Annotated in this window: 19 protein-coding genes; 8 read left to right on the forward strand and 11 right to left on the reverse strand. The window is 70.3% G+C overall.

Annotation, left to right across the window (positions count from 1 at the left end; genetic code table 11):
• Window positions 1-118: 118 nt before the first annotated feature.
• From pntB to ABT288_RS32345, 3 genes are all read right to left on the reverse strand, one after another.
• Window positions 119-1,585, reverse strand: coding sequence for a Re/Si-specific NAD(P)(+) transhydrogenase subunit beta (gene pntB / locus ABT288_RS32335; protein ID WP_351615305.1), 1,467 nt, complete (start codon window positions 1,583-1,585; stop codon window positions 119-121).
• 6 nt (window positions 1,586-1,591) lie between these two features.
• Entirely contained in the window at window positions 1,592-3,160 is a 1,569-nt protein-coding gene (locus ABT288_RS32340) for a Re/Si-specific NAD(P)(+) transhydrogenase subunit alpha (protein WP_351615308.1), read from the reverse strand.
• Window positions 3,161-3,362: 202 nt separating this feature from the next.
• Entirely contained in the window at window positions 3,363-4,616 is a 1,254-nt protein-coding gene (locus ABT288_RS32345; RefSeq protein WP_351615311.1) for a protein kinase domain-containing protein, read from the reverse strand.
• 237 nt (window positions 4,617-4,853) lie between these two features.
• Here ABT288_RS32345 and ABT288_RS32350 point away from each other — a divergent pair, with 237 nt between their 5' ends.
• Window positions 4,854-6,467, forward strand: coding sequence for a glycosyltransferase (locus tag ABT288_RS32350; RefSeq protein WP_351615314.1), 1,614 nt, complete (start codon window positions 4,854-4,856; stop codon window positions 6,465-6,467).
• Between the two features lie 12 nt (window positions 6,468-6,479).
• Here the strand turns inward: ABT288_RS32350 and ABT288_RS32355 are convergent, their stop codons facing one another.
• Entirely contained in the window at window positions 6,480-8,711 is a 2,232-nt protein-coding gene (locus tag ABT288_RS32355; RefSeq protein WP_351615317.1) for a bifunctional glycosyltransferase/CDP-glycerol:glycerophosphate glycerophosphotransferase, read from the reverse strand.
• A 230-nt stretch (window positions 8,712-8,941) separates the two neighbouring features.
• Window positions 8,942-10,198, reverse strand: a complete 1,257-nt coding sequence (locus ABT288_RS32360; RefSeq protein WP_351615320.1) for a cytochrome P450 family protein — start codon at window positions 10,196-10,198, stop codon at window positions 8,942-8,944.
• A 233-nt stretch (window positions 10,199-10,431) separates the two neighbouring features.
• Between ABT288_RS32360 and ABT288_RS32365 the strand changes: the two genes are divergently transcribed.
• From ABT288_RS32365 to ABT288_RS32380, 4 genes are all read left to right on the forward strand, one after another.
• Complete coding sequence (locus ABT288_RS32365; protein ID WP_351615323.1) at window positions 10,432-11,262, forward strand: YhjD/YihY/BrkB family envelope integrity protein; 831 nt, start codon at window positions 10,432-10,434, stop codon at window positions 11,260-11,262.
• Window positions 11,263-11,560: 298 nt separating this feature from the next.
• Window positions 11,561-12,391, forward strand: a complete 831-nt coding sequence (locus ABT288_RS32370; RefSeq protein WP_351615326.1) for a class II glutamine amidotransferase — start codon at window positions 11,561-11,563, stop codon at window positions 12,389-12,391.
• Window positions 12,392-12,410: 19 nt separating this feature from the next.
• Window positions 12,411-12,665 carry a cation-transporting P-type ATPase gene (locus ABT288_RS32375; RefSeq protein WP_351615394.1) on the forward strand — a complete coding sequence of 85 codons (255 nt, stop codon included), beginning with the start codon at window positions 12,411-12,413 and terminating at the stop codon, window positions 12,663-12,665.
• 41 nt (window positions 12,666-12,706) lie between these two features.
• Window positions 12,707-14,467 carry a SulP family inorganic anion transporter gene (locus tag ABT288_RS32380; protein WP_351615329.1) on the forward strand — a complete coding sequence of 587 codons (1,761 nt, stop codon included), beginning with the start codon at window positions 12,707-12,709 and terminating at the stop codon, window positions 14,465-14,467.
• 34 nt (window positions 14,468-14,501) lie between these two features.
• On the opposite strand, the gene ABT288_RS32385 is transcribed toward ABT288_RS32380, so the two are convergent.
• The 4 genes from ABT288_RS32385 to ABT288_RS32400 all read right to left on the reverse strand — a co-directional run bounded on the left by ABT288_RS32385 (window position 14,502) and on the right by ABT288_RS32400 (window position 18,017).
• Window positions 14,502-15,830, reverse strand: a complete 1,329-nt coding sequence (locus ABT288_RS32385; RefSeq protein ID WP_502972877.1) for a diacylglycerol/lipid kinase family protein — start codon at window positions 15,828-15,830, stop codon at window positions 14,502-14,504.
• Window positions 15,831-15,954: 124 nt separating this feature from the next.
• Window positions 15,955-16,383: a DUF7144 family membrane protein gene (locus tag ABT288_RS32390; protein ID WP_351615331.1), complete on the reverse strand. Its 429-nt coding sequence runs from the start codon at window positions 16,381-16,383 to the stop codon at window positions 15,955-15,957.
• Between the two features lie 67 nt (window positions 16,384-16,450).
• The gene (locus ABT288_RS32395; protein ID WP_351615333.1) at window positions 16,451-16,882 is read right to left on the reverse strand and encodes an SHOCT domain-containing protein; all 432 of its coding nucleotides are present in this window, start codon (window positions 16,880-16,882) and stop codon (window positions 16,451-16,453) included.
• Window positions 16,883-17,138: 256 nt separating this feature from the next.
• Window positions 17,139-18,017, reverse strand: coding sequence for a YihY/virulence factor BrkB family protein (locus ABT288_RS32400; protein ID WP_351615334.1), 879 nt, complete (start codon window positions 18,015-18,017; stop codon window positions 17,139-17,141).
• Between the two features lie 340 nt (window positions 18,018-18,357).
• Here ABT288_RS32400 and ABT288_RS32405 point away from each other — a divergent pair, with 340 nt between their 5' ends.
• A complete protein-coding gene (locus tag ABT288_RS32405; protein WP_351615337.1) occupies window positions 18,358-19,212 on the forward strand; it encodes a DUF2127 domain-containing protein in 855 nt (284 codons plus the stop codon).
• A 78-nt stretch (window positions 19,213-19,290) separates the two neighbouring features.
• On the opposite strand, the gene ABT288_RS32410 is transcribed toward ABT288_RS32405, so the two are convergent.
• On the reverse strand, window positions 19,291-19,692 hold the full coding sequence (locus ABT288_RS32410) for a hypothetical protein (protein ID WP_351615340.1): 402 nt from the start codon (window positions 19,690-19,692) through the stop codon (window positions 19,291-19,293).
• A gap of 362 nt (window positions 19,693-20,054) precedes the next feature.
• Here ABT288_RS32410 and ABT288_RS32415 point away from each other — a divergent pair, with 362 nt between their 5' ends.
• Window positions 20,055-20,225 (forward strand): DUF5825 family protein, encoded by a 171-nt coding sequence (locus ABT288_RS32415; RefSeq protein ID WP_351615343.1) that lies wholly within the window; start codon window positions 20,055-20,057, stop codon window positions 20,223-20,225.
• On the opposite strand, the gene ABT288_RS32420 is transcribed toward ABT288_RS32415, so the two are convergent.
• Entirely contained in the window at window positions 20,194-20,994 is an 801-nt protein-coding gene (locus ABT288_RS32420; protein WP_351615346.1) for an SDR family NAD(P)-dependent oxidoreductase, read from the reverse strand. The two genes, ABT288_RS32415 and ABT288_RS32420, sit on opposite strands and share 32 nt — an antisense overlap.
• A gap of 372 nt (window positions 20,995-21,366) precedes the next feature.
• Here ABT288_RS32420 and ABT288_RS32425 point away from each other — a divergent pair, with 372 nt between their 5' ends.
• Entirely contained in the window at window positions 21,367-22,566 is a 1,200-nt protein-coding gene (locus ABT288_RS32425) for a cytochrome P450 family protein (protein WP_351615349.1), read from the forward strand.
• Window positions 22,567-22,721: the final 155 nt, after the last annotated feature.

Consider the following 22,721-nt stretch of genomic DNA (forward strand, 5'->3'; position numbering starts at 1 on the left):
GTCCCCCCCCCCCACACCCCACCCCTGTACCCCCCACCCCCCCCGGGGGGGGCGCCCCCCCCCCGGGCCCCCCCCCGCCCGCGTCGTCAGGGCGCCCCACCAGCTGATCAGCACCGGCTCACCGGCCGGCCACCGTGGCCTGACGCGCGGCCGGGGCCGCCCAATGGCCGCCGTCGGTGCTGAGCGCGCGCAGGATCTCCTCGACGCTCTGCTTGGCGTCGCCGAAGAGCATGCCGCTGTTCTCGCGGAAGAAGAGCGGGTTCTGCACGCCCGCGTAGCCGGAGGCCATGGAGCGCTTGAAGACGATGACCTGCTCGGCCTCCCAGACCCGCAGCACCGGCATGCCGGCGATCGGGCTGCCCGGGTCCTCGGTCGCGGCCGGGTTGACGGTGTCGTTCGCGCCGATGACCAGCACGACGGACGTGTCGGCGAAGTCGTCGTTGATCTCGTCCATCTCCAGGACGATGTCGTACGGCACCTTCGCCTCGGCCAGCAGCACGTTCATGTGCCCGGGCAGGCGACCGGCGACGGGGTGGACGCCGAAGCGGACCTCGACGCCCCGCTCGCGCAGCTGTCGCGTCAGCTCCGCGACCGGGTGCTGGGCCTGGGCCACGGCCATGCCGTAGCCGGGGGTGATGATCACCGAGCGAGCCCGCGCGAGCAGCTCTGCCACCTCCGCGGCCCGCACCTCGCGGTGCTCGCCCTGCTCCTCGCCCCCGCCCGTGGGGGCTTCGATGCCGAAACCGCCCGCGATGACGGAGAGGAAGGACCGGTTCATCGCCTTGCACATGATGTAGGACAGGTAGGCGCCGGAGGAGCCCACCAGCGCGCCCGTGACGATGAGCAGGTTGTTGTCGAGCAGGAAGCCGGCCGCGGCCGCCGCCCAGCCCGAGTAGCTGTTCAGCATGGACACGACGACGGGCATGTCACCGCCGCCGATCGAGGCGACCAGGTGCCAGCCGAGGGCCAGCGCCAGCGCGGTGACCGCGATCATCAACGGCAGGTCCGGGCTGATCGTGAACCAGACGGTCAGTACGGCGAAGGCGCCGAGCGCGCCGAGGTTCAGCGCGTTCTTGCCCGGCAGCATCAGCGGACGGGACTTGATGCGCGCCGAGAGCTTCAGGAACGCGACGATCGAGCCGGTGAAGGTGACTGCGCCGATGAAGATGCCGATGAACACCTCGGCATGGTGGATGCCCAGCAGGTCGGCGCCGATCCGGGTCTGCGCCGTGCCGTGCGACTCCACCTCCAGGTAGCTGTTCCAGCCCACCAGCACCGCGGCGAGGCCGACGAAGCTGTGCAGCACCGCGATCAGTTCCGGCATCTGCGTCATCTCGACGCGGCGGGCCCGCCACAGGCCGATCGCCGCGCCGAGCGCCATGGCCAGCACGATGAGGGTCACCGCCCCGGCGGTGATGCTCTGCGCGGCCACCACGACCGTGGCGACCAGGGCGAGGACCATCCCGGCGATGCCGTAGACGACGCCGGCGCGGGAGGTGCGGTGCTGGGACAGGCCGGCCAGGCTGAGGATGAACAACAGGGCGGCGACCAGGTCGGCAGCGTGGGAGGCCGTCAGTGAGGTCATCTCGGCTCAGCCTTTCGAGAACATGGACAGCATGCGGCGGGTGACGGCGAAACCTCCGAAGATGTTCACGCTCGTCAGCAGGATCGCCACGAAGGACAACGCGGTGACGATCCGGTTCTCGTGCCCGATCTGCAGCAGGGCGCCGATCACGACGATCCCGGAGATCGCGTTGGTCACCGACATCAGTGGCGTGTGCAGCGCGTGGTGCACCTTGCCGATGACGTAGTAGCCGATCACCACCGCCAGGGCGAACACCGTGAAGTTCCCTGCGAGTTGGGCGGGGGCGAAGGCCGTCAGCAGGAACATGGCGAGCATGCCGAGCCCGATCAGGCCGAAGCGTCCCGCGGGCGTCAGCCTCGGCCGCTTCGGTTCGGGCTCGGGCTCGGGCTCGGCAAGCGTGGTCTCCGGCTGTGCGGCGGGCGCGGCCGAGACCGCCACGGGCGGGGGCGGCCAGGTGATGTCGCCGTCGCGCACCACGGTCACGGCCCGCTGGACGACGTCGTCGAAGTCGATCGCCAGCCGCCCGTCCTTGCCGGGGGTGAGCAGCTTCAGCAGGTTCACCAGGTTGGTGCCGAACAGCTGCGAGGCCTGGGCGGGCAGCCGGGAGGCGAGGTCGGTGTAGCCGATGACGGTGACGCCGTTGTCGGTGACGACCGCGCGCCCGGGCACAGTGCCCTCGACGTTGCCGCCCTGGGCGGCGGCCATGTCGACGACGACGCTGCCGGGCTTCATGGCCGCCACGTCCCGGGCCGTCAGCAGGCGCGGCGCCGGCCGGCCCGGGATCAGCGCGGTGGTGATCACGATGTCCACGTCCGCTGCCTGCTCGTGGTAGAGCTCGGCGGCGGCACGGTCGTAGTCGGCGGAGGTCGCCTTGGCGTAGCCGTCGGTGCTCGTCTCCTGGGCGGCCCGCACCGGGAGGTACTCGCCGCCCAGCGACTTCACCTGGTCCGCGACCTCGGGCCGCGGGTCGGTCGCCCGCACGATCGCGCCGAGGCTGGACGCCGCGCCGATCGCCGCCAGACCGGCCACGCCCGCGCCGGCGACCAGCACCTTCGCCGGTGGCACCTTGCCCGCCGCGGTGACCTGGCCGGTGAAGAACCGGCCGAAGACGTGCGCGGCCTCGATCACCGCACGGTACCCGGCGATGTTCGCCATCGACGACAGCACGTCCATCGACTGGGCGCGCGAGATGCGCGGCACCGCGTCCAGCGCCAGAGCGGTCACCCCGGCAGCGGCGAGGGTCTGAAGCAGTTCGGGCCTTTGTGCCGGCGCCAGCAGGGCGACCACGGTCGTGCCGGGCCGCAGCCGGGTGATCTCCGCGTCGGAGGGTGAGTTCACCTTCAGGACGACATCCGCGTCCCAGGCCTCGCCGATCTCCGCGCCGGTATCGAGGTAGGCCTGGTCACTGAAGCCGGACGCCGCGCCGGCTTCGGACTCCACCACGACCTCGTAGCCGAGACCCAGCAGCTGACGTACGGTCGCCGGGGTCGCCGCAACACGCGTCTCACCGGAGACGGACTCGGCCACCACGCCGACGCGCTGGGGTGGGCGGTGCGCAGGTTCTTGTGCAGACATTTCTCGTGTTCTCTCCTGGGAGGAGGGCTTGACGGGTTATCCGCGGTCAGAGGGCGTCCACAGGGCTCGTCCTCGTGGACGCCGGCCGTGGGAACCTACCCGTCGGGGTCGCCCGTGCCTACGGTCATGGCCGTGGTGTGTTTCACTCGGCGGTCGCTGTGCCGCCGTTCGCCCGCCCTCTGCAGGAGGTGACGCTCTACCTCTACTGAGGTGCGCCGGGAGACAGGGTGACCCGCAGGATGGCGTGACGCGGCACGTGGCTGCCGGGCGAGGGTGTCTGCTCGCATACCCGGCCGGCGGGCGTGCCGGGGTGAGGGCACGCTCGGTGCCGGAGGGGCTGGACGCGTACGCCGAGTGCCTGGGCGCTCGATCGGGCTTCGGTCATCGTCTCGCCGATGAGCGAGGGTGCCGCGACCCGGGGGCGAGCAGCGGCGCGGGGTCCGATGATCACGCAGGTGCCCACGGCGGCCGCCAGCAGCACCGCCGCCGCCTGCAGTGACCGGCGGATGCGCCGTCGGCGCACGGGCGGCTCCTTCCGGGCATCCCGGGGCGGCGGCAGCTGGGTGTGCCGAACCGTCGCAGGTGGGGCCGGCAGCGGCGAGGTGACCGTCGGGGCACGGCCTGCCAGCACCGTCCCGATGGCGTCGCGCATCTCCTCGGCGGTCTGGTACCGGTCCGCACGGTCCTTGGCCAGCGCGCGCAGCACCAGGGTGTCGTAGGCGGCGGGCAGCTGCGGGGCGTGGGCGGAGGGCGGCACCGGTGGTTCCGAGAGGTGCTTCATGGCCACGGCCAGCGGGGTGTCACCGGTGAACGGGGGGCGGCGGGTGAGCAGCTCGTACAGCAGGCAGCCGGTCGAGTACAGGTCGGTGCGGACGTCCACCTGCTCGCCCCGGGCCTGCTCCGGCGAGAGGTACTCGGCCGTGCCCACCACCACCGAGGTGCGGGTGAGGGTCGTACCCGCCCGATCCACCGAGCGGGCGATGCCGAAGTCCGTCACCTTCACTGCGCCCTCGTGGGAGAGCATGACGTTCGCCGGTTTGATGTCCCGGTGGACGATGCCGTGGCGGTGGGCGTGATCGAGCGCCTCCAGTACGCCGGCGGTGAGTTCCAGGGCGTGCTCGGGTCCGGTGATCCGTGCCTCGCGCACGAATTGGAGCAGCGTGGCGCCCTTGACGTACTCCATCACGAGGTACGGGACGAGGTGGCCGCCGATCGTGTCCTCGCCCGCGTCGTAGACGGCGACGACGGACGGGTGGCCCAACAGGGCAGCCGAGACGACCTCACGGCGGAAACGCGCCCAGTGTTCGGCATCGGCCGCCAGTTCCGGCCGGAGCGTCTTCACGGCGACCTGGCGGAACAGCAGCACGTCGTACGCCAGCCATACCTCGGCCATCCCCCCTTGGCCCAGGACCTGTTCCAGACGGTAGCGTCCGCCCAGACGACGTGAACGATCCACGGTGCTCCCCCTCGTTGCCGACTTCCGCCGAGGCACCGTAGGGGCGGTTCTTGTGGGATCTCTGTGAGCCGGGAACCTCCTCATCGGCAGGCGTGTCCGGCACCGTGCCGCACCCGGTGCCGGAGGCCCATCAGCCCAGTCCTACATAATGTAGGAGTCATCGGGTGCCGCCCACCGGGTCCTCCGCTCCGTCAACGGAGCAGGGTGCCTGTCACGACCGCACGATCAGGAGCAGAGTTGTCCAGCGCGAACGACGGGACGGTGACGGTGGTGGTCATCGCCTACAACGACGTGGAGCACGTCGCGGAGGCGGTGGCCTCGGCTCTGGCACAGGGCGACGCGGTCGGCGAGGTCGTCGTCGTGGACGACGCTTCCACCGACGACACCCCTCGCGTACTGGGACAGCTCGCGGCCGCCGAGCCGCGCGTGCGCGTCGTACGCCGTGCGGTCAACAGCGGCGGCTGCGGCACACCGCGCAACGACGGTATCGACGCGGCCCGCCACCCGTGGCTCGTCTTCCTCGACAGCGACGACGTGCTTCCGCCGAAGGCCGTGGACACGCTCCTCGCCGTCGCACTCCGGCACGACGCCGATGTGGCGGCAGGACTGTGCGTCCGGCGCGAGCTGCCCGGCGGACGTGAGATCCCCTGGCAGGAACAGCTGTTCACGACGGAGTCGGTGCACGACGGGGTGGCCGCGCGCCCGCGGACGCTGTGGGACACGCTGTCGGTGAACAAGATCTACCGCCGTGACTTCCTGCTGTCCCACCGGATCCGTTTCCCCGACGGCGCGGCGCACTACGAGGACTTCGTGTTCACCGCGCGTGTCTACGCGGCCGGGCCGCGCTTCGCCGTCACTCCCGAAACCGTCTACATCTGGCATGTGCGCTATGGCACCGGCCAGGCTTCGATCTCGCTGCGCCGGGACCGGATCCAGAACTGGCAGGACCGGGTCACCGCCCATCAGCAGGTGATGGAGATCATGCGGGACAGCGGCGACCAGGATCTGCTGATCGCCGCGCAGACGAAATTCCTCGAGTTCGATCTCGCCGTTTACCTGCGCGAACTGCCGCAGCGCACGCCGGAGTACCAGGACCACTGGTGGCGGATCGCCCGCGAGCACGTGGGCGCCTTCGAGGCGGAGGCCGTGCGCCGGGCCACTCCCGCCGCCCGTTGGCGCACCGAGGTGCTGCTCGGGCGCGAGCGTACTGCCGTGGACATCCGGCGGCTGGCCGAGCTGGCGGCCGACCCGCCGCGGCTGACGCCGCCGTACGCCGGTGACGCGGGGCGACCGCTGTGGGACGAGGCGGATTCCGCCCCCGGGGGAACGGGCGAGATCGTGCTCGACGGTCTCGACGACGCTCCTGTCTCGCTGCTGCCCTTCCACGTCCTCGGGAACGTGGGTGCGGGTCGCCGGCTCGTGCTCGAACTGCGGCTGTCCGACCTCTACGGCAGGACCGCGCAGGCCGGCCCGGAGCGGGCGACCGTCGAGTTGCGGCACCGGGTCACGGGCGCGGCACACCGGTACGAGGCCGAGTGGGCAGCCGAGCCGGGCGGGCATGGCTGGCGTGCCGTCGTCACGGCGGACGTGGCGGCGCTCTGTGAAGGCGGCACGATCACCACCTGGGATGCCTGGGTGACTCTGACCTTCCGGGACGGCGAGTCGGCCACGCGGCCGCTTCGTGCGGGATCCGGCCTCAGGCGGCTGGTACGGATGGGCCGTCGGGGACGGGTGCTGCTGCTCCAGCCGTACGCCACCAACAGTGGCTGCCTCGCCGTGCGCGTCGCGGACGGCCTTTCCGGGATCCGCCGCGTGGTCGCGGGACGGTTCGCCCGCCGCGTGCGCAGCTGAGCGGCGACGAGGTCAACTGCCCGCCTGTGCCGGCCCGTTCTCGTTGGCCGGCTCTCCCAGGAAGACACGGCGCACCACGCGTTCGGCCGCGTGCCCGTCGTCGTAGGGGCAGAAGCGTGCCCGGAACCCGGAGCGCCGCTCGGCCATGTGCGGCCCCGCGTACTCGCCGCCGAGGAAGACCTTGGCGAGTTGCTCCTGCGTGGTGGCGACCGCTCCGGGCGCCTCGGCGAGGAGGTCGAAGTAGACGCCTCGTGCGCGGCGGTACGTCTCCCAGTCGGGCGCGTAGATCACGATCGGCCGGTCCAGGGCGGCGTAGTCGAACATCACCGAGGAGTAGTCGGTGATCAGCACGTCGGCGGCGATGCACAGGTCTTCGATCGACGGGTGGGAGGAGACGTCCACGACGCCCCGGGACGGGACGGTCCCGGGGGCGTCGAAGTAGTGCGCACGCACCAGCAGGACATGGTCGTCACCGAGCTGGTCGGCGAACCGCCGCACGTCGAGCAGGGGCGCCGCCTGGTCCTGGTGGTCGCGGTGGGTGGGCGCGTAGAGGACCGCGGTCTGTCCAGGGGCGATGCCCAGTGCGTCCCGCACCCGGTTCACCTCGTCGAGCGAGGCGTTGACCAGCCGGTCGACGCGCGGATAGCCCGTCTCCAGCACCTCGTAGCCGCCGGGGTAGACCCTGGTGAACACCTCGGTGGTGTGCGGGTTCGGCGAGACCAGGAAGTCCCATCGCCCGCACTGCTCCACCAGCCGGTCGAAGTTCATGCCGCGTGCGGCTGCGGGGTGGTCCCGCAGGTCGGTGCCCATCTTCTTCAGGGGGGTGCCGTGCTGTGTCTGCACCAGCACCGCGCCGCGCCGCTTGGGCAGGTCATAAGGGAAGTTGACGTTGTTGACCAGATACTTGGCCCGGGCCATGGTGCGCAGGCATCGTGCCGATCCGTCCACCACGTACTCGACCCCCGGCGGGATGGATCCCGTCCTGTCCTTGGCGACCACCCACACCCCGCGGATGCCGGGCGCGAGCTCGCGGGCCTTCTCGTAGACGGCCGCGGGGTTGCAGGCGTAACCGCGGTTCCAGTAGGCGGCGTAGACGGCAAGGCGGTCGTCGACGGGAAGCTGCAGGCAGGCGCGGTAGTAGGCCCGCCGTAGCGCCGTCGCCCCGAGCCGGGGTGCCCGCCGTGCCGTACGGCGGGCCCGGCCGAGGGTGGTACGAAGGGTGAGACGAAGCCGGTTCACCGGTTCCAGGGCCGCGTACGCGGAGTAGGCGCCCCGCTCCACCAGCCGGTACTGCAGGCCCCGCAGCCCGGACGGGTGGGAGTAGTCGCGTGGCCGGAACCTCCGGAAGTGTTCCGACGTCTGCCGGAAGAACTCGCGCCGCATCGTCTCCGGCACGAGTCCGGGGGTGGCGAGCACCGTCGTCGCATGTCGTACGGTCCGGTCGAACACCGCCCTGCGGAAGGGCTCGGCGGTCTCGGCCTCGCGGTCGACGAAGTCGAAGATCCGCTCGTACTGGCCGAAGAGATCGAAGTGTTTCGGGCTGGAGGTGTTGGTGATCGCTCCCTGACGCCCGCGCCGGTAGTGGTAGCAGACACGGTCGAGCATGCTGAGCCGGCGCGCGGCGAGCAGGGTGGGGTAGGTGACGGAGATGTCCTCGTAGTACCCGTGCCCGAACTCCACGTCCAGGCCCAGCAGGAAGTCACGGCGCAGCACCCTGCTCCACGCGGTCATGACGAGGTCCATGGTGCCCGGGCGCTCCGCGAGCGTGAACGTCTCGGGGGCGTCCCGGAACAGATGCGCACGGACATTGCGCTCCAGGCCTCCCTCCGGGTCGAGGAGGGCGTGGTCCACGAGAAGCACGTCCGGCTCGGTCCGCTTCAGCCGCTCTGCGACCGCTGCGAGTGCCCCGTCGGCCAGCCGGTCGTCGCTGTCGACGAACCACACGTAGTCGCCACGGGCCCGCGCCAGTCCCTCGCCGCGCGCTCGGCCGAGGCCGACGTTCTGCGGCAGGTGGACCACGCGCAGCCGCTGGTCCCGGGCCGCGTACTCGTCGAGAAGGGCACCGCTGGCGTCAGGGGAACAGTCGTCCACGGCCACGACCTCAACACCCTGGAAGGACTGAGACGCCCCGAGGACCGAGTCGAGGCACTCCGGCAGATACTCCTGCACCTGGTAGACGGGCAGGACGATACTGATGAGTACCTCTTCGGACGGTTGCATGGCCGGGGTGTCGGTCGTTGCCACATGGTCTCCAGACAAGTGCACTTGTGCGCTGCGGCTCGCTGTGCCGAAGACGTATATGCGGCACCGATCCGATGACCATCCTGCCTGGCGACACACCGAGGCGCCCCTTCACAGGGGAACGCGGCAGCTCCTCGAGCACACAGTAGCCCTACGTGATGTAGGACTACCAGTGCGGTCGTCCAGGGCGAGGTAAGCAGGCGAATCGGACATACCGGAAAGCGATACGCGCCTCAGCGCCGGACCGGGCGGACCAGGCGGACCGGGAGCGCTTCGACGCTGTTGCCGATGAAGCTGCGCTGGCGGGGCAGTTCTGCCTCGGGGACGGCGAGGTCGAGGTCCGGGAAGCGGGTGAAGAGCCGTTCCAGGGCGATCGTGGCCTCGAGGCGGGCGAGCGGAGCGCCCACGCAGTAGTGCACGCCCTGGCCGAAGGAGAGATGCCGGGCCGCGCCGGGCCGGGTGACGTCGAAGCGGTCGGCGTCCGGGCCGTGGAAGGCCTCGTCGCGCCCGGCGGCGGTGTAGCCGGCGAGGACCGGGGTGCCCTGCGGGATCACGGTGCCGCCGAGGACCAGGTCGCGGGTGGGGTAGCGGAAGGGGAACCAGCTGACCGGGCCGTCCCAGCGCAGCGTCTCGTCCACCACGTCCGACCAGGTGGCCTTGCCGTCCAGGACCAGCGCCAGCTGGTCACGGTGGGTGCACAGTGCCCGTACGGCATTGCTGATCAGGTTGAGGGTGGTCTCGTGGCCGGCGACCAGCATCAGGCGCATCGTGCCGATGAGTTCGGCCTCGCTGAGCCGGTCGCCGCCGTCCTCGCGGGCGGCTATCAGGGCGCTGGTCAGGTCGTCGCCGGGGGCGGCCCGGCGGGCGGCCGCGATCGTGCCGAGCAGTTCGACGAGTTCGCGTACGGCGGCCATCACCTCCGCCGGGGTGGTGTCGGTGGCGATGACCACCGTGTAGGTGAGGTCGTGCAGCCGGCCGCGGTGCTCGGGGTCCACGCCGAGCAGCTCGCAGATGACGCTCATCGGGAGCGGGAGCGCGAAGTGGGTGCGCAGATCCGCGATGCCGTCCGGGTCCTCGTCGGCGGCCCGGCCCAGGTCGCCGAGGAGGCCGGCGGTCAGCTCTTCGATGCGCGGCCGCAGCCGCTCCACCTGGCGGGCGGTGAAGGCGTTGCCGACGAGGGAACGCAGCCGGCGGTGGTCGGCGCCGTCGGCGGTGTGCATGCCCTGGGCGTTGGCGAAGACCCGCAGCGGCCAGTCCGCGGGGATCGTGCCGTCGTTCAGGGCCGGGCAGTGGCGGGCGTCCTTGGCCACGTCGGGGTGGGAGAGGAACTCCTTGAGCGCGTCGTGCCCCAGGACGACCGCTGCGGGTACGCCGCCGGGCAGGACGATGTCCGCAACGGGCCCCCGGGACCGCAGGTCGGCGTTCAGGGCGTGCGGGCAGCCGCCGACGGGGTCGACGACGTGGGCGGGCGAGGGGGTGCGGGAGGACAAACCGGGACTCCTGACCGTGTGATCGAATACCGGCCAACAGTGCGGTGTCGAAGGCCGGTTGTACAAGTCCGTCCCCCGGGACGCTTCGGCCGGGGGCCCGGCCCGTCCGGCCCGGCTGACTTCCGAAGCCGGGGCGCGGCAGCTCCAGCCTCGCGTTCCGCTTTCGGTACGCCGACGCCTCTCGAGCCTGCGGGACACCGGCCGCGCAGCACGGTGTACTGCCTGATGTGCGTATGTGGAGGAGATCGCCGGATGAAGGCCGCTGCACGGCCTCATGCTGGACTCGGCTGTACCGCGCGTGGCAGGCGGCGGGCGGGCGCCTGGAGGCAAGTGCGGCGGGACGTTTGTGGGGACGCCTCAGCGCGGCGGACTTCTTCGGCCATTCGTTTCAGCTGGCGTCGCTTGCGTTCCTCTGCTTCTTCCCGTTTCTGATCCTTGTCACGGCCGCGTTCGGCCAGGACGCAGCGAAGGTCATGGCGGGATGGCTCGGACTGAACGAGCAGGCGGCCCAGGCCGTGGCCGGTCTCTTCAAACCCAATCCTGGGTCGGGCACCCTCAACCTGGTGAGCTCCCTGTTGTTGATCGCGGGGGCAGTCGCCGTGGCCGGCACTCTGCAGGGCTGGTACCAGTTCCTCTTCGGCGTGCCACCACGTTGGTGGCGGGATCTGGGGGCTCAGCTCGTGTGGCTGGCCGCGCTGGTCACCTACAGCGCGGCCCGGGCCGGGATCGGCGCAGCACTCGGACCGCGACTGAGCACCCTGTCCGGGTTCGTCCTGGCGCTGTTCTTCTGGTGGGGGACCATGAGGCTGCTGCTCACCGGAGCGGTCACCTGGCGCTTCGTCCTGCCTGCGGCCGTGGCCACCGGGGTCGCCTGGACCGGCCTCGGGTGGTTCTCCTCCCGCTTCTTCTCCGAAACGATCGTGGCCAACAATGAGAAATACGGCCCGGTGGGCGTCGTCATGGTCATCCTGTCCTGGCTGGTCGCGGTGGGCGTGGTCATCCACCTCGGCGCCGTCGTCGGACATGAGTTCGCCGAGCACCGCGCTCTTCGCTCACAGCACTGACATCGAGCTCCCGAGTCCTCTCGATGCGCTCCGCGCGGTGTGGAGGAGCAACCCGGGCATGCCGCAACCGCCCGGACGGCTCATACTTGTGGTGACCCGGCTGCACGGCGGCAGTGGTCCCTCGTGTCCGGTGGAGCCGCCCGGCATCCCGGGACCGGTCGGCGGCGCGACGGCGGAAACCATGCTCCCGTCCGCACTCCACAGGCGGCAGCACCCTCCTTCCGAGACCAGCATCCACCGTGCCGCGCAGAACACAACGGGGTCCCCGTCCACCGCCAGAGAGAGGTGGGGTTCGGACATGTGCCGCTGGATCGTCTACTCGGGCACCCCGGTCCTGCTCAGCCAGGTCCTGTTCCAGCCGGAACACAGCCTGATCGATCAGAGCCTGCACTCCCGCCTGGGGGTGGAGACCACCAACGGTGACGGCTTCGGGGTCGGCTGGTACAGCCAGGACCTGGCTACGCCCGCGGTTCTGCGCGACGTCGGCCCGGCGTGGAACAACCGCAATCTCCAGGAGGTCGCCCACCACGTCCGCTCGGGTCTGTTCTTCGCCCATATCCGGGCCACGACCGGAACAGCCGTTCAGCAGACCAACTGCCATCCCTTCCGCAAGGACCGCTGGCTGTGGATGCACAACGGCATGATCAACGAGTTCCACCGGCTCAGGCGTGACCTCGCGTTGGCCGTCGACCCCGCCCTCTTCGCCGACATCGAAGGGTCCACGGACTCCGAGCTCATGTTCCACCTGGCCCTGACGTTCGGCCTGGCGGACGATCCGCCGGATGCCGTCGCACACATGGCCGGTCTGATCGAGGGCACGGGTCACCGGTACGGCGTGGAACACCCTCTGCAGATGACGGTCGCCGTGGCCGACGGTGAGAAATTGTGGGCCTTCCGCTATTCCAGCGAGAGCGTCTCACGGTCGTTGTACTTCAGTACCAGGGTGGACGCTTTGCGATCGCTGCACCCGGACACCGCGTTCCTGCAGGAGATCTCGGACGAGACACGCCTCGTCGCCTCCGAGCCGCTGGGCGACCTTTCAGGGGCCTGGAACGCAGTTCCGGAGAGCAGCTACGCCATCGTCCAGCCAGGCCGGGACGCGCTCCACGCCTTCAAGCCGCGCTCCTGAACCGCGTGCAACACACGACCTGCCGCCGGTCACAGGCCATGGCACGTGCACCTCGTGGTCCGTCCTTTCCCCGGATCATGTCGCCGCCGCCTTCGATGTGGATCCGGCCAGGGGACCGTCCACGGCCCGGGCTGCGGAGCTGCTCCGCACGGACGGGCCGAACTCGCTGCCGGAGGAGAACCCCGTACCGGGCCGGCAGCGCTGTCCGGCCCAGTGCCGCAGTCACCTGCAAACCGGCTTCGACAGCAAACAGATGAACGGGGGCCAGAGGTGACGCCATCCGGCGAGCCGACCGGTCAGAGGGGAACAACGGCCATGAAGAGCGGTCCTGCCCGTACGCACGGAGCGGCGCTTTGGCTGCGGGCCGTTCCCGGACTCCGTGCGCTGTCCTCGTATCGGCGCGAGTGGCTGCCGAAAGACGTGATCGCCGGAGTCGTCCTGACGACACTGCTGGTCCCGCAGGGCATGGCGTACGCGGAACTCGCGGGCCTGCCGCCGATCACCGGCCTTTACACCTCGATTCTGTGTCTGCTCGGTTATGCGGTGTTCGGCCCTTCGAGGATCCTGGTCCTGGGCCCCGACTCCTCGCTCGGCCCCATGATCGCGGCCACCGTGCTGCCGCTGGTCGCGTCGGGCGGAGATCCGAGCCGGGCTGTCGGCCTGGCCTCCATGCTCGCGATCATGGTGGCCGCCGTGATGCTGCTGGCCTCGGTGGCACGGCTCGGCTTCGTCGCCGATCTGCTCTCCAAGCCCACGATGATCGGCTACATGAACGGCCTGGCACTGACCATCCTGATCGGTCAGCTGCCCAAACTGCTCGGCTTCAAGGTCGAGGCGGACACTGTGGTGGGGCAGTGCGTCGGGCTGGTCGAGAAGCTGTCCGAAGGTGCCGTGGTACCGGCCGCGGCCACCGTCGGAGTCGCGGGCATCGCGGTCATCCTGGTACTGCAGCGTCTGCTGCCGAAGGTGCCGGCGGTCCTGGTCATGGTGGTGCTGGCCATCGGTGCCGCCACCGCCTTCGACCTCGGCACGCGCGGAGTGAGCCTCGTGGGTGTGCTGCCGGAAGGTTTCCCGCCGCTCACCGTCCCGCACGTCCGGCTCGAAGATCTGGCGCCGCTGGCCGGCGGAGCCCTGGGTATCGCCCTCGTGTCCCTGGCCGACACGATCTCCAACGCGTCGGTCTTCGCCGCCCGGACCGGACAGGAGGTGCGCGGCAATCAGGAGATGGCGGGAATCGGTGTCGCCAACCTCGCGGCGGGGCTCTTCCAGGGCTTCCCCGTCAGCACGAGCGGCTCCCGCACCGCGGTTGCCGAGCGAGCCGGCGCGAAAAGCCAGCTCACCGGGCTGATCGGCGCCGCACTCATCACCTTGATGCTGGTACTGCTCCCGGGCCTGTTCCGTAACCTGCCCCAGCCCGCTCTTGCCGCCGTGGTCATCACCGCGTCCCTGTCCCTGGCCGATGTGCCCGGGAGCGTACGGCTGTGGCGGCAGCGCCGCACCGAGTTCCTGCTGTCCATGACGGCCTTCCTCGGCGTGGCGCTGCTCGGCGTCCTGCCGGGCATCGCGATCGCCGTCGCGCTGTCGGTGCTGAACGTCTTCCGGCGCGCCTGGTGGCCGTACGACACGGTGCTCGGCCGGGTACCGGACCTCGACGGCTTCCACGACATCCGCTCCTACCCGCACGCCGAGAAACTGCCCGGCCTGGTCATCTACCGGTTCGACGCACCGCTGTTCTTCGCCAACGCCAAGACGTTCCGGGACGAGGTACTGCGGCTGGCCCGGACCGACCCCGCGCCGAGCTGGATCGTGATAGCGGCCGAGCCGATCACCGACGTGGACACCACCGCCTCCGATGTCCTCGAAGAACTCGACGAAACTCTCAACGCGGAACACGTCCACCTGGTGTTCGCCGAGCTCAAGGACCCGGTCCGGCGGAAGATCGAGGCTTACGAACTCACCCGGACGGTGGACCCGAGCCACTTCTTCTCCACGCTCGAGGCCGCCGTCAGCGCGTTCCGCCTGCGCACCGGTGCCCGGTGGACCGCTCCCCCGCCCTCCGCGGCTGACGACCGGTAGGCAGCCGGCCCGGGCGCCTTGCCCCGGCCGCCGGTCACGCGGCTGCCGGGACGTGCCGCCGCGTCGAACGGGCCAGGGCCAGGCGGAGCACTCGGCGCCAGTCGGCCAGGGGCCTGTTCGGCGGCGTTCCCGGACGGTGACGTGGGACACGCACCCGCAGGGCCCCATGTGCCACCCGGCAGACCACCGGAGCGGGCAGTACGACGGACTCGCCGTCGATGCCGGCCGGCACGGTGTCCGTGTCGGCCTCGACGACCACTTCGGAGGCCGTCAGCCGGGTCACGCCCGATGACCGCCGGCCACCCAGGAGCCGGGTCGACAGCCGGGCCGCCCGCCTCGGGGTGTCGACGCGCACGCACAGCACCCCCAGTCGTCCGGAGTCCAGGCTCTCCCGGAGCCCGGGATGCGCCGAGTCGACGACGACGGGTCGGTAGGGGCTGTTGCTGACGAGCAGGGCCTGCAGTCCCTCGATCCGCGTGTGCCCGGCACGCATGCGCAGCCGTGGTGCCTGAGGGCCGGTGAGGAGAACGGGCAGGGCCTCCAGTGCCGTGCGCAGCTTGGCGTCCCGGTAGGAGGGTTCGCGTACCACGGCCGCGTACGTTCCGAAGGACGCGTTGTTGACGAACACCCGGTCGGCGGCGAATCCCAGGTCGACGCGGAACTCGACGGCATCGGTGAACGCCTCCAGGGCTGCCGCCGGATCGTCGCGGTCGAGACCGAGATCGAGGGCGAAGTGATTGCGCGTTCCGGCCGGGATCACCATGAAGGGCACGTCATGCCGGGCCGCGACCTCCGCGACCAGAGCCTGGGTGCCGTCCCCGCCGGCCACCGCCAGCAGATCGGCCCCCTCGCTCACCGCACGCCGCGCCAGGTCCGCCACGTCCTGGTGTCGCACCGGATCCAGCACGACGATGCGCGCACCCGCGGCCCTCGCCTTCTCCACCAGGTGGAAGCGGTCCACCTTGCCCCCGCCGGAGCGCGGGTTCATCACGACCCACGGATGCAGCGCCGCCGGCACCGGCCCGGGCTCGTCGCCGCGTCCGGCGGAGGGTCCCGTCGGAGTGATCGCGATCCGGGCGGCCACGAGTGCCAGGATCCACAGGCCCCAGGACAGGCAGGCAGGCCACAGCATGCCGTGCGTGGCGAACAGGACGAGCGTCGCGAGGGGAACCAGCACGGCAACGACGGCTCCTGCTGCCCGGACGGCTCCGGAGTGGGCGAGTACCCACCACAGGCCGACGGCCGTCAGGGCCGCACCCGCAACGGCTGCGAGCACCCAGAGCAGGCCTTTCAGCCCAGCGGTGACGAGCAGCACGAGCACGCTGCCCATGAGGGCGAGGAGGGCCAGCCGGGCCCACGCCACGGGCGTTCCGCGGCCGGCTGCCGATCCGGCGGCATGCGAGTCCCGGCACCGTACCTGTCGCACGTCGAGCGCCTCCCCGTCCTCTCACGCCGCGAGACGTGTGCCGCGCAACGGGCGCGTCGCCCTATCGGAAACCGGCCGGGGGTTTTTCGGTCCGCACGACGCACAGCGCCCAGATCACAAATCCGGAGATCGCGATCGACACGATCGACCACAGCGGGTAGTACGGCAGGGAGAGAAAGTTGGCGAGGATGAGGAATCCGGCGATGACCACGCCGGTGACCCGAGCCCACGTCGCTGACTGGAACAGGCCCAGGCTGACCACGACGGCGACCGCCCCGAGAACGACGTGGATCCAGCCCCAGCCGGTGAGGTCGTACTGGAAGACGTATCCGTGCGTGGTGATGAACACGTTGTCCTGGGCGATGCCCATGATGCCGCGGAAGATGTCGAGTACTCCGCAGATCATCAGCATGACGGCGCCGAACACCATCAGACCGCCGGCCCACTGCTGTTTCGCCGATTCCGGGCGGGCTGCATGTGTCGCACTCATGACCTGCCTCCTTGTGTGGTTCGCCGGACCATCGCGACCCGACGGTGTCAAAGGGACCGTGTCGCGGTCAGACACCACCACGGCCACCGCTCAGGACAAGCTCCTTCGCTCGGACGAACTCCTCCTCCGTGATGTCACCGTGTGCCCGCATCTGGGACAGCTTCGCCAGTTCGTCGGCGCTGCTGGACCGGGCACCGCCCGCCGTCTCGCGGACGTAGGTGTCGAACTCCTTCTGCCGCGCCTGCGCGTACGCCACCTCGCGTTGACCCATGCCCTTGCCACGAGCGAGGGCATAGACGAAGACGCCCAGGAACGGCAGCACGATCACGAAGGTGAGCCAGCCGGCCTTCCCCCAGCCCCCCAGACCGTCATCGCGGAAGATGTCGAGGACGATCCTGAACAGCACGAAGAACCACAAGACCCACAGGCCGATCCAGAAGACCGTCCAGAAGGCACTCAGCAGCGGGTAGTCGTACGCCAGGTACATGTGCGTGTTCATGGTCGTTTCACCTCTACGGTCCTTTGACATCGGATCCGCCACGTTCAGCTTGCGCACGTCAAGGGCCATGCCACCTCACCCGGAGCGGGTGAGGTGGCATGGGGTCGGCAGACTCGGGGGACAACCCAGTGCGATCAGCCACCCTCCTGGGTTTCGGCGGCGCGGTGGATGTCATTTCACCCATCGGGGGGCGGTGAAAGCTGTGTCGCGGCACAGCCGGGCAGCCACGTACGGCGCCGGGCGCAGCCTGCACCGGCTATCGGGGTTGTCGATGTCCGCGCGCATGAGCGTCGGCGGCCTGCCGCGCGAGCTCGACGTTGAACTGGGCACCTGCCAGGAGTGCCAGGTTGGACAGCCACAGCCAGACGAGGAAGACCACGACACCGGCCAGGGAGCCGTACAGGCGGTGGTATGTGCTCACATGAGAGGCATAGACGGTGAAACCGAGGGAGGTCGACAGCAGGAGCAGTATCGCCAGGCCGCCACCCGGCGCCATCTTTCGCAGCGGACGCGACGGTGCGGGACCGGAGCGGTAGAGCACCAGGACCAGGGCGATGGCCACCACTGCCAGAACGGGCCAGCGCAGGGTGTCCCATGCGGTCTGGGGAAGGCTGCCCATCTCCAGTGCTCGGCCCAGCCGACGTACCAGGCTGCCGCTCAGCAGCAGAGCGAGCGTCGTGGTCAGGAGGAGGGCGATCAGCACGACGGCCGTGACGATGATGCGTGGGGCCGTCCGCCACACCGGCCGGTGCGAGCTGACGTGATACATGGCGTGCAGGGCCCGGCGAAAGACACTCAGATAGCTGGAGCTCGACCACAGGGCCCCGGCCGCGCCGAAGAAGACCAGCAGCCAGGCCGCCGAGGACTGGCCGGCCATCTGCTCCAGGGCGCTGCGCAGCAAGCTGCGGGACGCGGCGGGCGCCACGCGGGTGAGCCGGTCGATCACCTCCGGTTTCGCCGTGGGCATGGTGAGCCCCAGCACCGAGAGAAGCACCAGCAGCACGGGGAACAGGGCCAGGACCGCGTAGTAGGTCAAAGCGGCGGCCCAGTCCGTCACGTCGTCGTTCCAGATCGCCACGGGTGTCCGGCGCAGCGCAACCCACCACCGGCCCATCCGGCTGCCGGTCTCGCGCATGGCGCGGATGCTCTCGCTACCCACTGTCCACGCCGCCCTCCACCAGTTGATGGCCGGGGTCCGCAGAACGGCGGCCGGATGTCCGGCTCCCTGCCGCCTGCCTTCGTCCGGATGCCGCTCGGGGGAGTCAATCCGCGTCGGCGGTCCTGTCCGACATATTCGTGGGCCCGTCCTTCCATATCCGTGATTGACGCGCCCTCAGCCCGTTTACCCGCCCTGCATGGAGTGATGTGCCGTGCCCACTCGCAGCCGAGCGGTTGGCCGTGCTGTCGAAAAAAGGAGGGTGGGTCACGGCCACGTGGGCTGCGCAGACGCCTCCGGCGGCATGACGATACGGACCATGACCGAAGACATCGGTATGGATCCGCCCCCGGGCATCGGCTCCAAGCGACGCCGGCTGTTCTGGTACGAGCTTCTTGGGTGCGCGCGGCGCGGCCATCACCTGGAGGGCACGAACGCGGCCCAGGTGCGTCCCGAGGACGGAGTCCTGGTCAGGGACTTCGGGGACGGACTTCACTGGCACCGGTGTCTGCGCTGTGACGCCTGGCTCCCGGTACGGCCGGCGGATCACCCGGACCGGGAGTTTCCACCCGGGCGTGCGGAGGTGGAGATTCCGCTGCGTGGCAGGCCTCTGCGTGACCGTTACGTGCTGCGGCTGATCGCGCTCGACCGTGTGGTTCACTTTCTGGTACTCGGCGTGCTCTCGACCGCCGTACTGGGCTTCGCCCACGAACGCCGACGGCTCAGCGGGGCGTTCTACCGGACGATGGACGTGCTGCAGAACGGCGTCGGCGGGCCCACCGGAAGGTCCGGGCGAGGGCTGCTGGGCGAGCTCGACAAGGCTTTCGCCGCCCGTTCGTCGACCTTGTGGGCAGTGGGGCTCGTCCTCGGCGCCTACGCGGTACTCGAAGGCATCGAGGCGATCGGACTGTGGCTGACCAAGCGCTGGGCGGAGTACCTGACGTTCGTGGCCACGACCGTACTGCTCGTTCCAGAGATCTACGAGCTGGCCGAAGGGCGCATCACGCCGGCCAAGATTCTCACCCTGGCCATCAATGTGGCGATCAGTGTCTATCTCCTCATCGCCAAACGCCTGTTCGGCCTGCGTGGCGGTGGAAGAGCCGAAGCGGCACAAAAGGCCCGCGACACCAGTTGGGAAGCCCTGGAGCGGGTTCTGCCGGGACCGTCACGGTGACCGCACGGCCTTCCTGGCCCGAGCCGACGAGGCGGCCGCGGACGCGTGGTGCCGACTGTCCGCGGCCGCGCCGACGGCTCAGCGAACGTGCACCGTCACCGGGTCAGACGTACGCTGGCGCACCGGGTGGTGATCACGCGGGCCGGTCAGGCCGTACATCACCGCGCGGAAATCCACCGGACCGCGCCCCGCATCCTTCACGTGCGCGGCGGCCCGCGCCTCCGTGCCACTGGCGACTACGGCACCGCAGGCCACCTGGCGCCATGTGTGCCCGCCGCTGCGCTGTTGCAGGCATATCCGCAAGTAGCGGACGGCATCGTCGTCCCCGTGCGCCGTGACCGTGAAGGTCTTGCCGACATGCGCCGTGTGCGGCGCCGTGACATCCACTTCGCCCTTGGCGTACGCAGGAACGGCGGCCAGAGCCAACGACGCCGCCCCCAGCGCACCGGCCAGGGCCAGGCGGCCGCCACGCCTCTTCATCCCGGTCCCTCTCGTCCTGGTCATGGGCTTCCCTCCCGTGGGTCTCCACCCAAGGCGCCGGGTGCGCCTCGCTGCTCAGCCAGATGAGCCGGCCGACCGCCAGGTTGCGCCCAGCCGACGCTGTTGCGGATTTACGACATACCTGCCCCATCCAGAATTATCGCCCGCCAGGCGAAGGCAGCCGCAAAGCTTGACGCCTCATCACCCTGCTGGTCGAGCCGTGGAACCCGGTCGAGGCGCGCGGGCGGACAGCGCGATCTCGAAGGCGGAGGTGTCGTCACCGCCACGATGGTCGGGGCGTGGACTGCCTGGTCCAGACCGAGCGTGACGGTCGTACCTGCAGACCTGGCGCGCGTGCCCCGATGTACCCCCACCAGCCTCAACCGCGCTGCGAGCACGACCTGCACGAACTGCTCTGGCTCCAGGGGCCGGGTTTCCGGCAGATCCGCGACCGGCGCTGGGGCGACACATCGTCGTGGGGCGTCCCCAGTGGGCCGACGGTCAGTGTTCCTGGGCCGTGGGGCGGACCATGATCTCGTTGACTGCGACATGCGGGGGCTGAGTGGTCATGAAGGTGATGGCACGGGCGATGTCTTCGGCTTCCAGCCACACGTTCTGCGGCATGCCACGGGCGGCGGCGGCCCCGGGGCCGGTCGCCATCTCCGTCACCGTCATGCCCGGCTCGATCAGACCCACCCGGACGCCCCGTCCCGTCACCTCCTGACGCAGGGCTTCGCTGAACGCGCCCACCGCGTGCTTGGTCGCCGAATAGACACCGTTGTTCCTTCGCACCACCCGGCCCCCGACCGAGCTGACGTTCACGAGATCAGCGACCCCGCGCGGGCCGTTCGCCGCCGCGCGGAGCAGATGGGGCAACGCTGCCTGCGACAGGTGCAGGACAGCCTTGAAGTTGAGATCGACCATCCGCTCCCACTCTGCGGGGTCGCCCTCCCCGATGGTGCCCATGGCCACGTAACCGGCGTTGTTCACGAGCACGTCCAACCGCGTGAAGCACTCCACGGCGTCCTCGACGGCCCGACGCGCCTGCGCCGCGTCGCCGAGGTCGGCGGTGAGAACGCTGCACGCGCCGCCCCGATCACGGATCACCGTGGCCAGGTCCTCCAGCCGCCCCGTACGGCGGGCGACCACGGCCACAGCGGCGCCCTGCCGCGCAAGCGACAAGGCGGTGGCCGCACCGATGCCGCTGGACGCGCCCGTCACCAGCGCCGCACATCCCGCCAATGGCGCATCGCCGTCGCCGTCGGCGACGCCGACGCCTGCCGCCGTAACGTCCTGATCCACGGCTTCCGCGTGCCCGGCGTCCGGATCCCTCACACTCATGATCACCCTTCACAGGTCATCCCGCCCAGGGCAGGCTGAGGCGCCGCGGACCTCACACCACAGCCCACCTGTGAGGTGCCGCCCGCTCTTCGAAGCTTGCACCACGTAGTCCAGGACCGCCTCCGCACATTCCTCCGACGGGTCTCACCGGCCGCCTCGAACGGGGCATCCGCCATGTGCCCGTCTTCGGCTGATGGTGGGGCTGATGGCGCATGTGCCGTCGCGGTTCGGCGTGTTCGCTCACCAGGGCGCCGCCCGATTCGGCTGAATGCACCCTTCGCCGAGGCACCGCCCGCTGCTAGCGTCGGGCGAACCGGCGGACGGGGGCAGGCGATGGCAGCCGAGGTGATCGATCTGGTCGCGATGGGCGAGGACTTCGTCCGCGACCCATATCCGGTGTACGCAGCGCTGCGGGAGCGCGGCCCCGTGCACAAGGTGCGGATTCCGGAGGGTACGGAGGCCTGGCTCGTAGTCGGGTACGAGGCCGGCCGGGCCGCGCTGGTGGATCCGCGCTTGTCCAAGCGGTGGGAGAACGCCTCGCCCTCCTTTCCGATCCCCAGTCCATCTGCGGGCCCCCACATGCTCAACTCCGATCCGCCTGACCATGAGCGGCTCCGCAAGCTGGTCGTCCGCGAGTTCACTCCGCGCCGGATCGAGCAGCTCTCGCCGCGGGTACGGCAGATCACCGACGAGTTGCTCGACGAGATGGTGACGCTTCCGGAAGGGCGGGGCGATCTCGTCGAGGCACTCTCGTTCCCGCTTCCGATCTCGGTGATCTGCGAGCTGCTCGGTGTGCCGATGCTCGACCGGGCCGCGTTCCGCGCCTGGACCTGCACGATCCTCACCGACCCCGACCCGGGGGCGCGGCTGGCGGCGACGAATGCGGCGGCCGCGTATCTCGTCGACTTGTTGGAGCGCAAGCGCCGGGCCCCGGGCCAGGACCTGATGAGCGCCCTGATCCGCACCACGGACGAGGACGGCGACCGGCTGTCCGTGGACGAACTGCGCGGTACCGCCTGGCTTCTGCTGGTCGCGGGGCATGAGACCACGGTCAACCTGATCTCCAACGGCGTATTGGCCCTGCTGACCCATCCGGACCAACTCGCCGCACTGCGCGAGGACATGACGCTCATCGACAACGCGGTGGAGGAGATGCTGCGCTACGACGGGCCGGTGGAGACGCCGACGTTCAGGTTCACCACCGAACCGCTCGAGATCGGCACCACGGTCATCCCCGGCGGTGGTGAGCTGGTCCTCGTGGCCCTGGCCGACGCAAACCATGACCCGGCGCGCTTCCCCGACCCCGGCCGCTTCGACATCCGGCGGCCCGCGGGTGGCCATGTCGCCTTCGGTCACGGCATCCACTACTGCCTCGGCGCGCCGCTCGCCCGCCTGGAGGCTCGCATCGCGATCCGTGCCCTGCTGGAGCGCTGCCCCGACCTCGCGCTCGACGCCCACCCGGCCGCCCTGACCTGGCGCCACGGCATGCTCATCCGGGGCCCGCGTCAGCTGCCGGTGCGGTGGAAGCCCTGACCTCGCACGTGCGTACCCGCCAGGAGAACCTGCCACCGTCCGGCTGACGGAGCCGCGGCGGCCACACCAGCGCCGCCCACCCCGAACCCGGCCGCACCCCCCAACGCCTGAGAAGCGGGGCGCCGTGGGGCAACCCCGTGTCCGAGGGGATCCGA

It is taken from the genome of Streptomyces sp. NPDC001093, from assembly GCF_040298985.1.
Classification (GTDB): domain Bacteria; phylum Actinomycetota; class Actinomycetes; order Streptomycetales; family Streptomycetaceae; genus Streptomyces.

Excerpts from the sequence above, each read along its gene's own strand:
- ABT288_RS32400 (WP_351615334.1), bottom strand. The coding sequence starts at position 18,017 with ATGCGCGAGACCGGCAGCCGGATGGGCCGGTGGTGGGTTGCGCTGCGC.
- ABT288_RS32395 (WP_351615333.1), bottom strand. The coding sequence starts at position 16,882 with ATGAACACGCACATGTACCTGGCGTACGACTACCCGCTGCTGAGTGCC.
- ABT288_RS32425 (WP_351615349.1), top strand. The coding sequence starts at position 21,367 with ATGGCAGCCGAGGTGATCGATCTGGTCGCGATGGGCGAGGACTTCGTC.
- ABT288_RS32365 (WP_351615323.1), top strand. The coding sequence starts at position 10,432 with ATGTGGAGGAGATCGCCGGATGAAGGCCGCTGCACGGCCTCATGCTGG.
- ABT288_RS32370 (WP_351615326.1), top strand. The coding sequence starts at position 11,561 with ATGTGCCGCTGGATCGTCTACTCGGGCACCCCGGTCCTGCTCAGCCAG.
- ABT288_RS32415 (WP_351615343.1), top strand. The coding sequence starts at position 20,055 with ATGTACCCCCACCAGCCTCAACCGCGCTGCGAGCACGACCTGCACGAA.
- ABT288_RS32410 (WP_351615340.1), bottom strand. The coding sequence starts at position 19,692 with ATGAAGAGGCGTGGCGGCCGCCTGGCCCTGGCCGGTGCGCTGGGGGCG.
- ABT288_RS32340 (WP_351615308.1), bottom strand. The coding sequence starts at position 3,160 with ATGTCTGCACAAGAACCTGCGCACCGCCCACCCCAGCGCGTCGGCGTG.
- ABT288_RS32390 (WP_351615331.1), bottom strand. The coding sequence starts at position 16,383 with ATGAGTGCGACACATGCAGCCCGCCCGGAATCGGCGAAACAGCAGTGG.
- ABT288_RS32405 (WP_351615337.1), top strand. The coding sequence starts at position 18,358 with ATGACCGAAGACATCGGTATGGATCCGCCCCCGGGCATCGGCTCCAAG.
- pntB (WP_351615305.1), bottom strand. The coding sequence starts at position 1,585 with ATGACCTCACTGACGGCCTCCCACGCTGCCGACCTGGTCGCCGCCCTG.
- ABT288_RS32380 (WP_351615329.1), top strand. The coding sequence starts at position 12,707 with ATGAAGAGCGGTCCTGCCCGTACGCACGGAGCGGCGCTTTGGCTGCGG.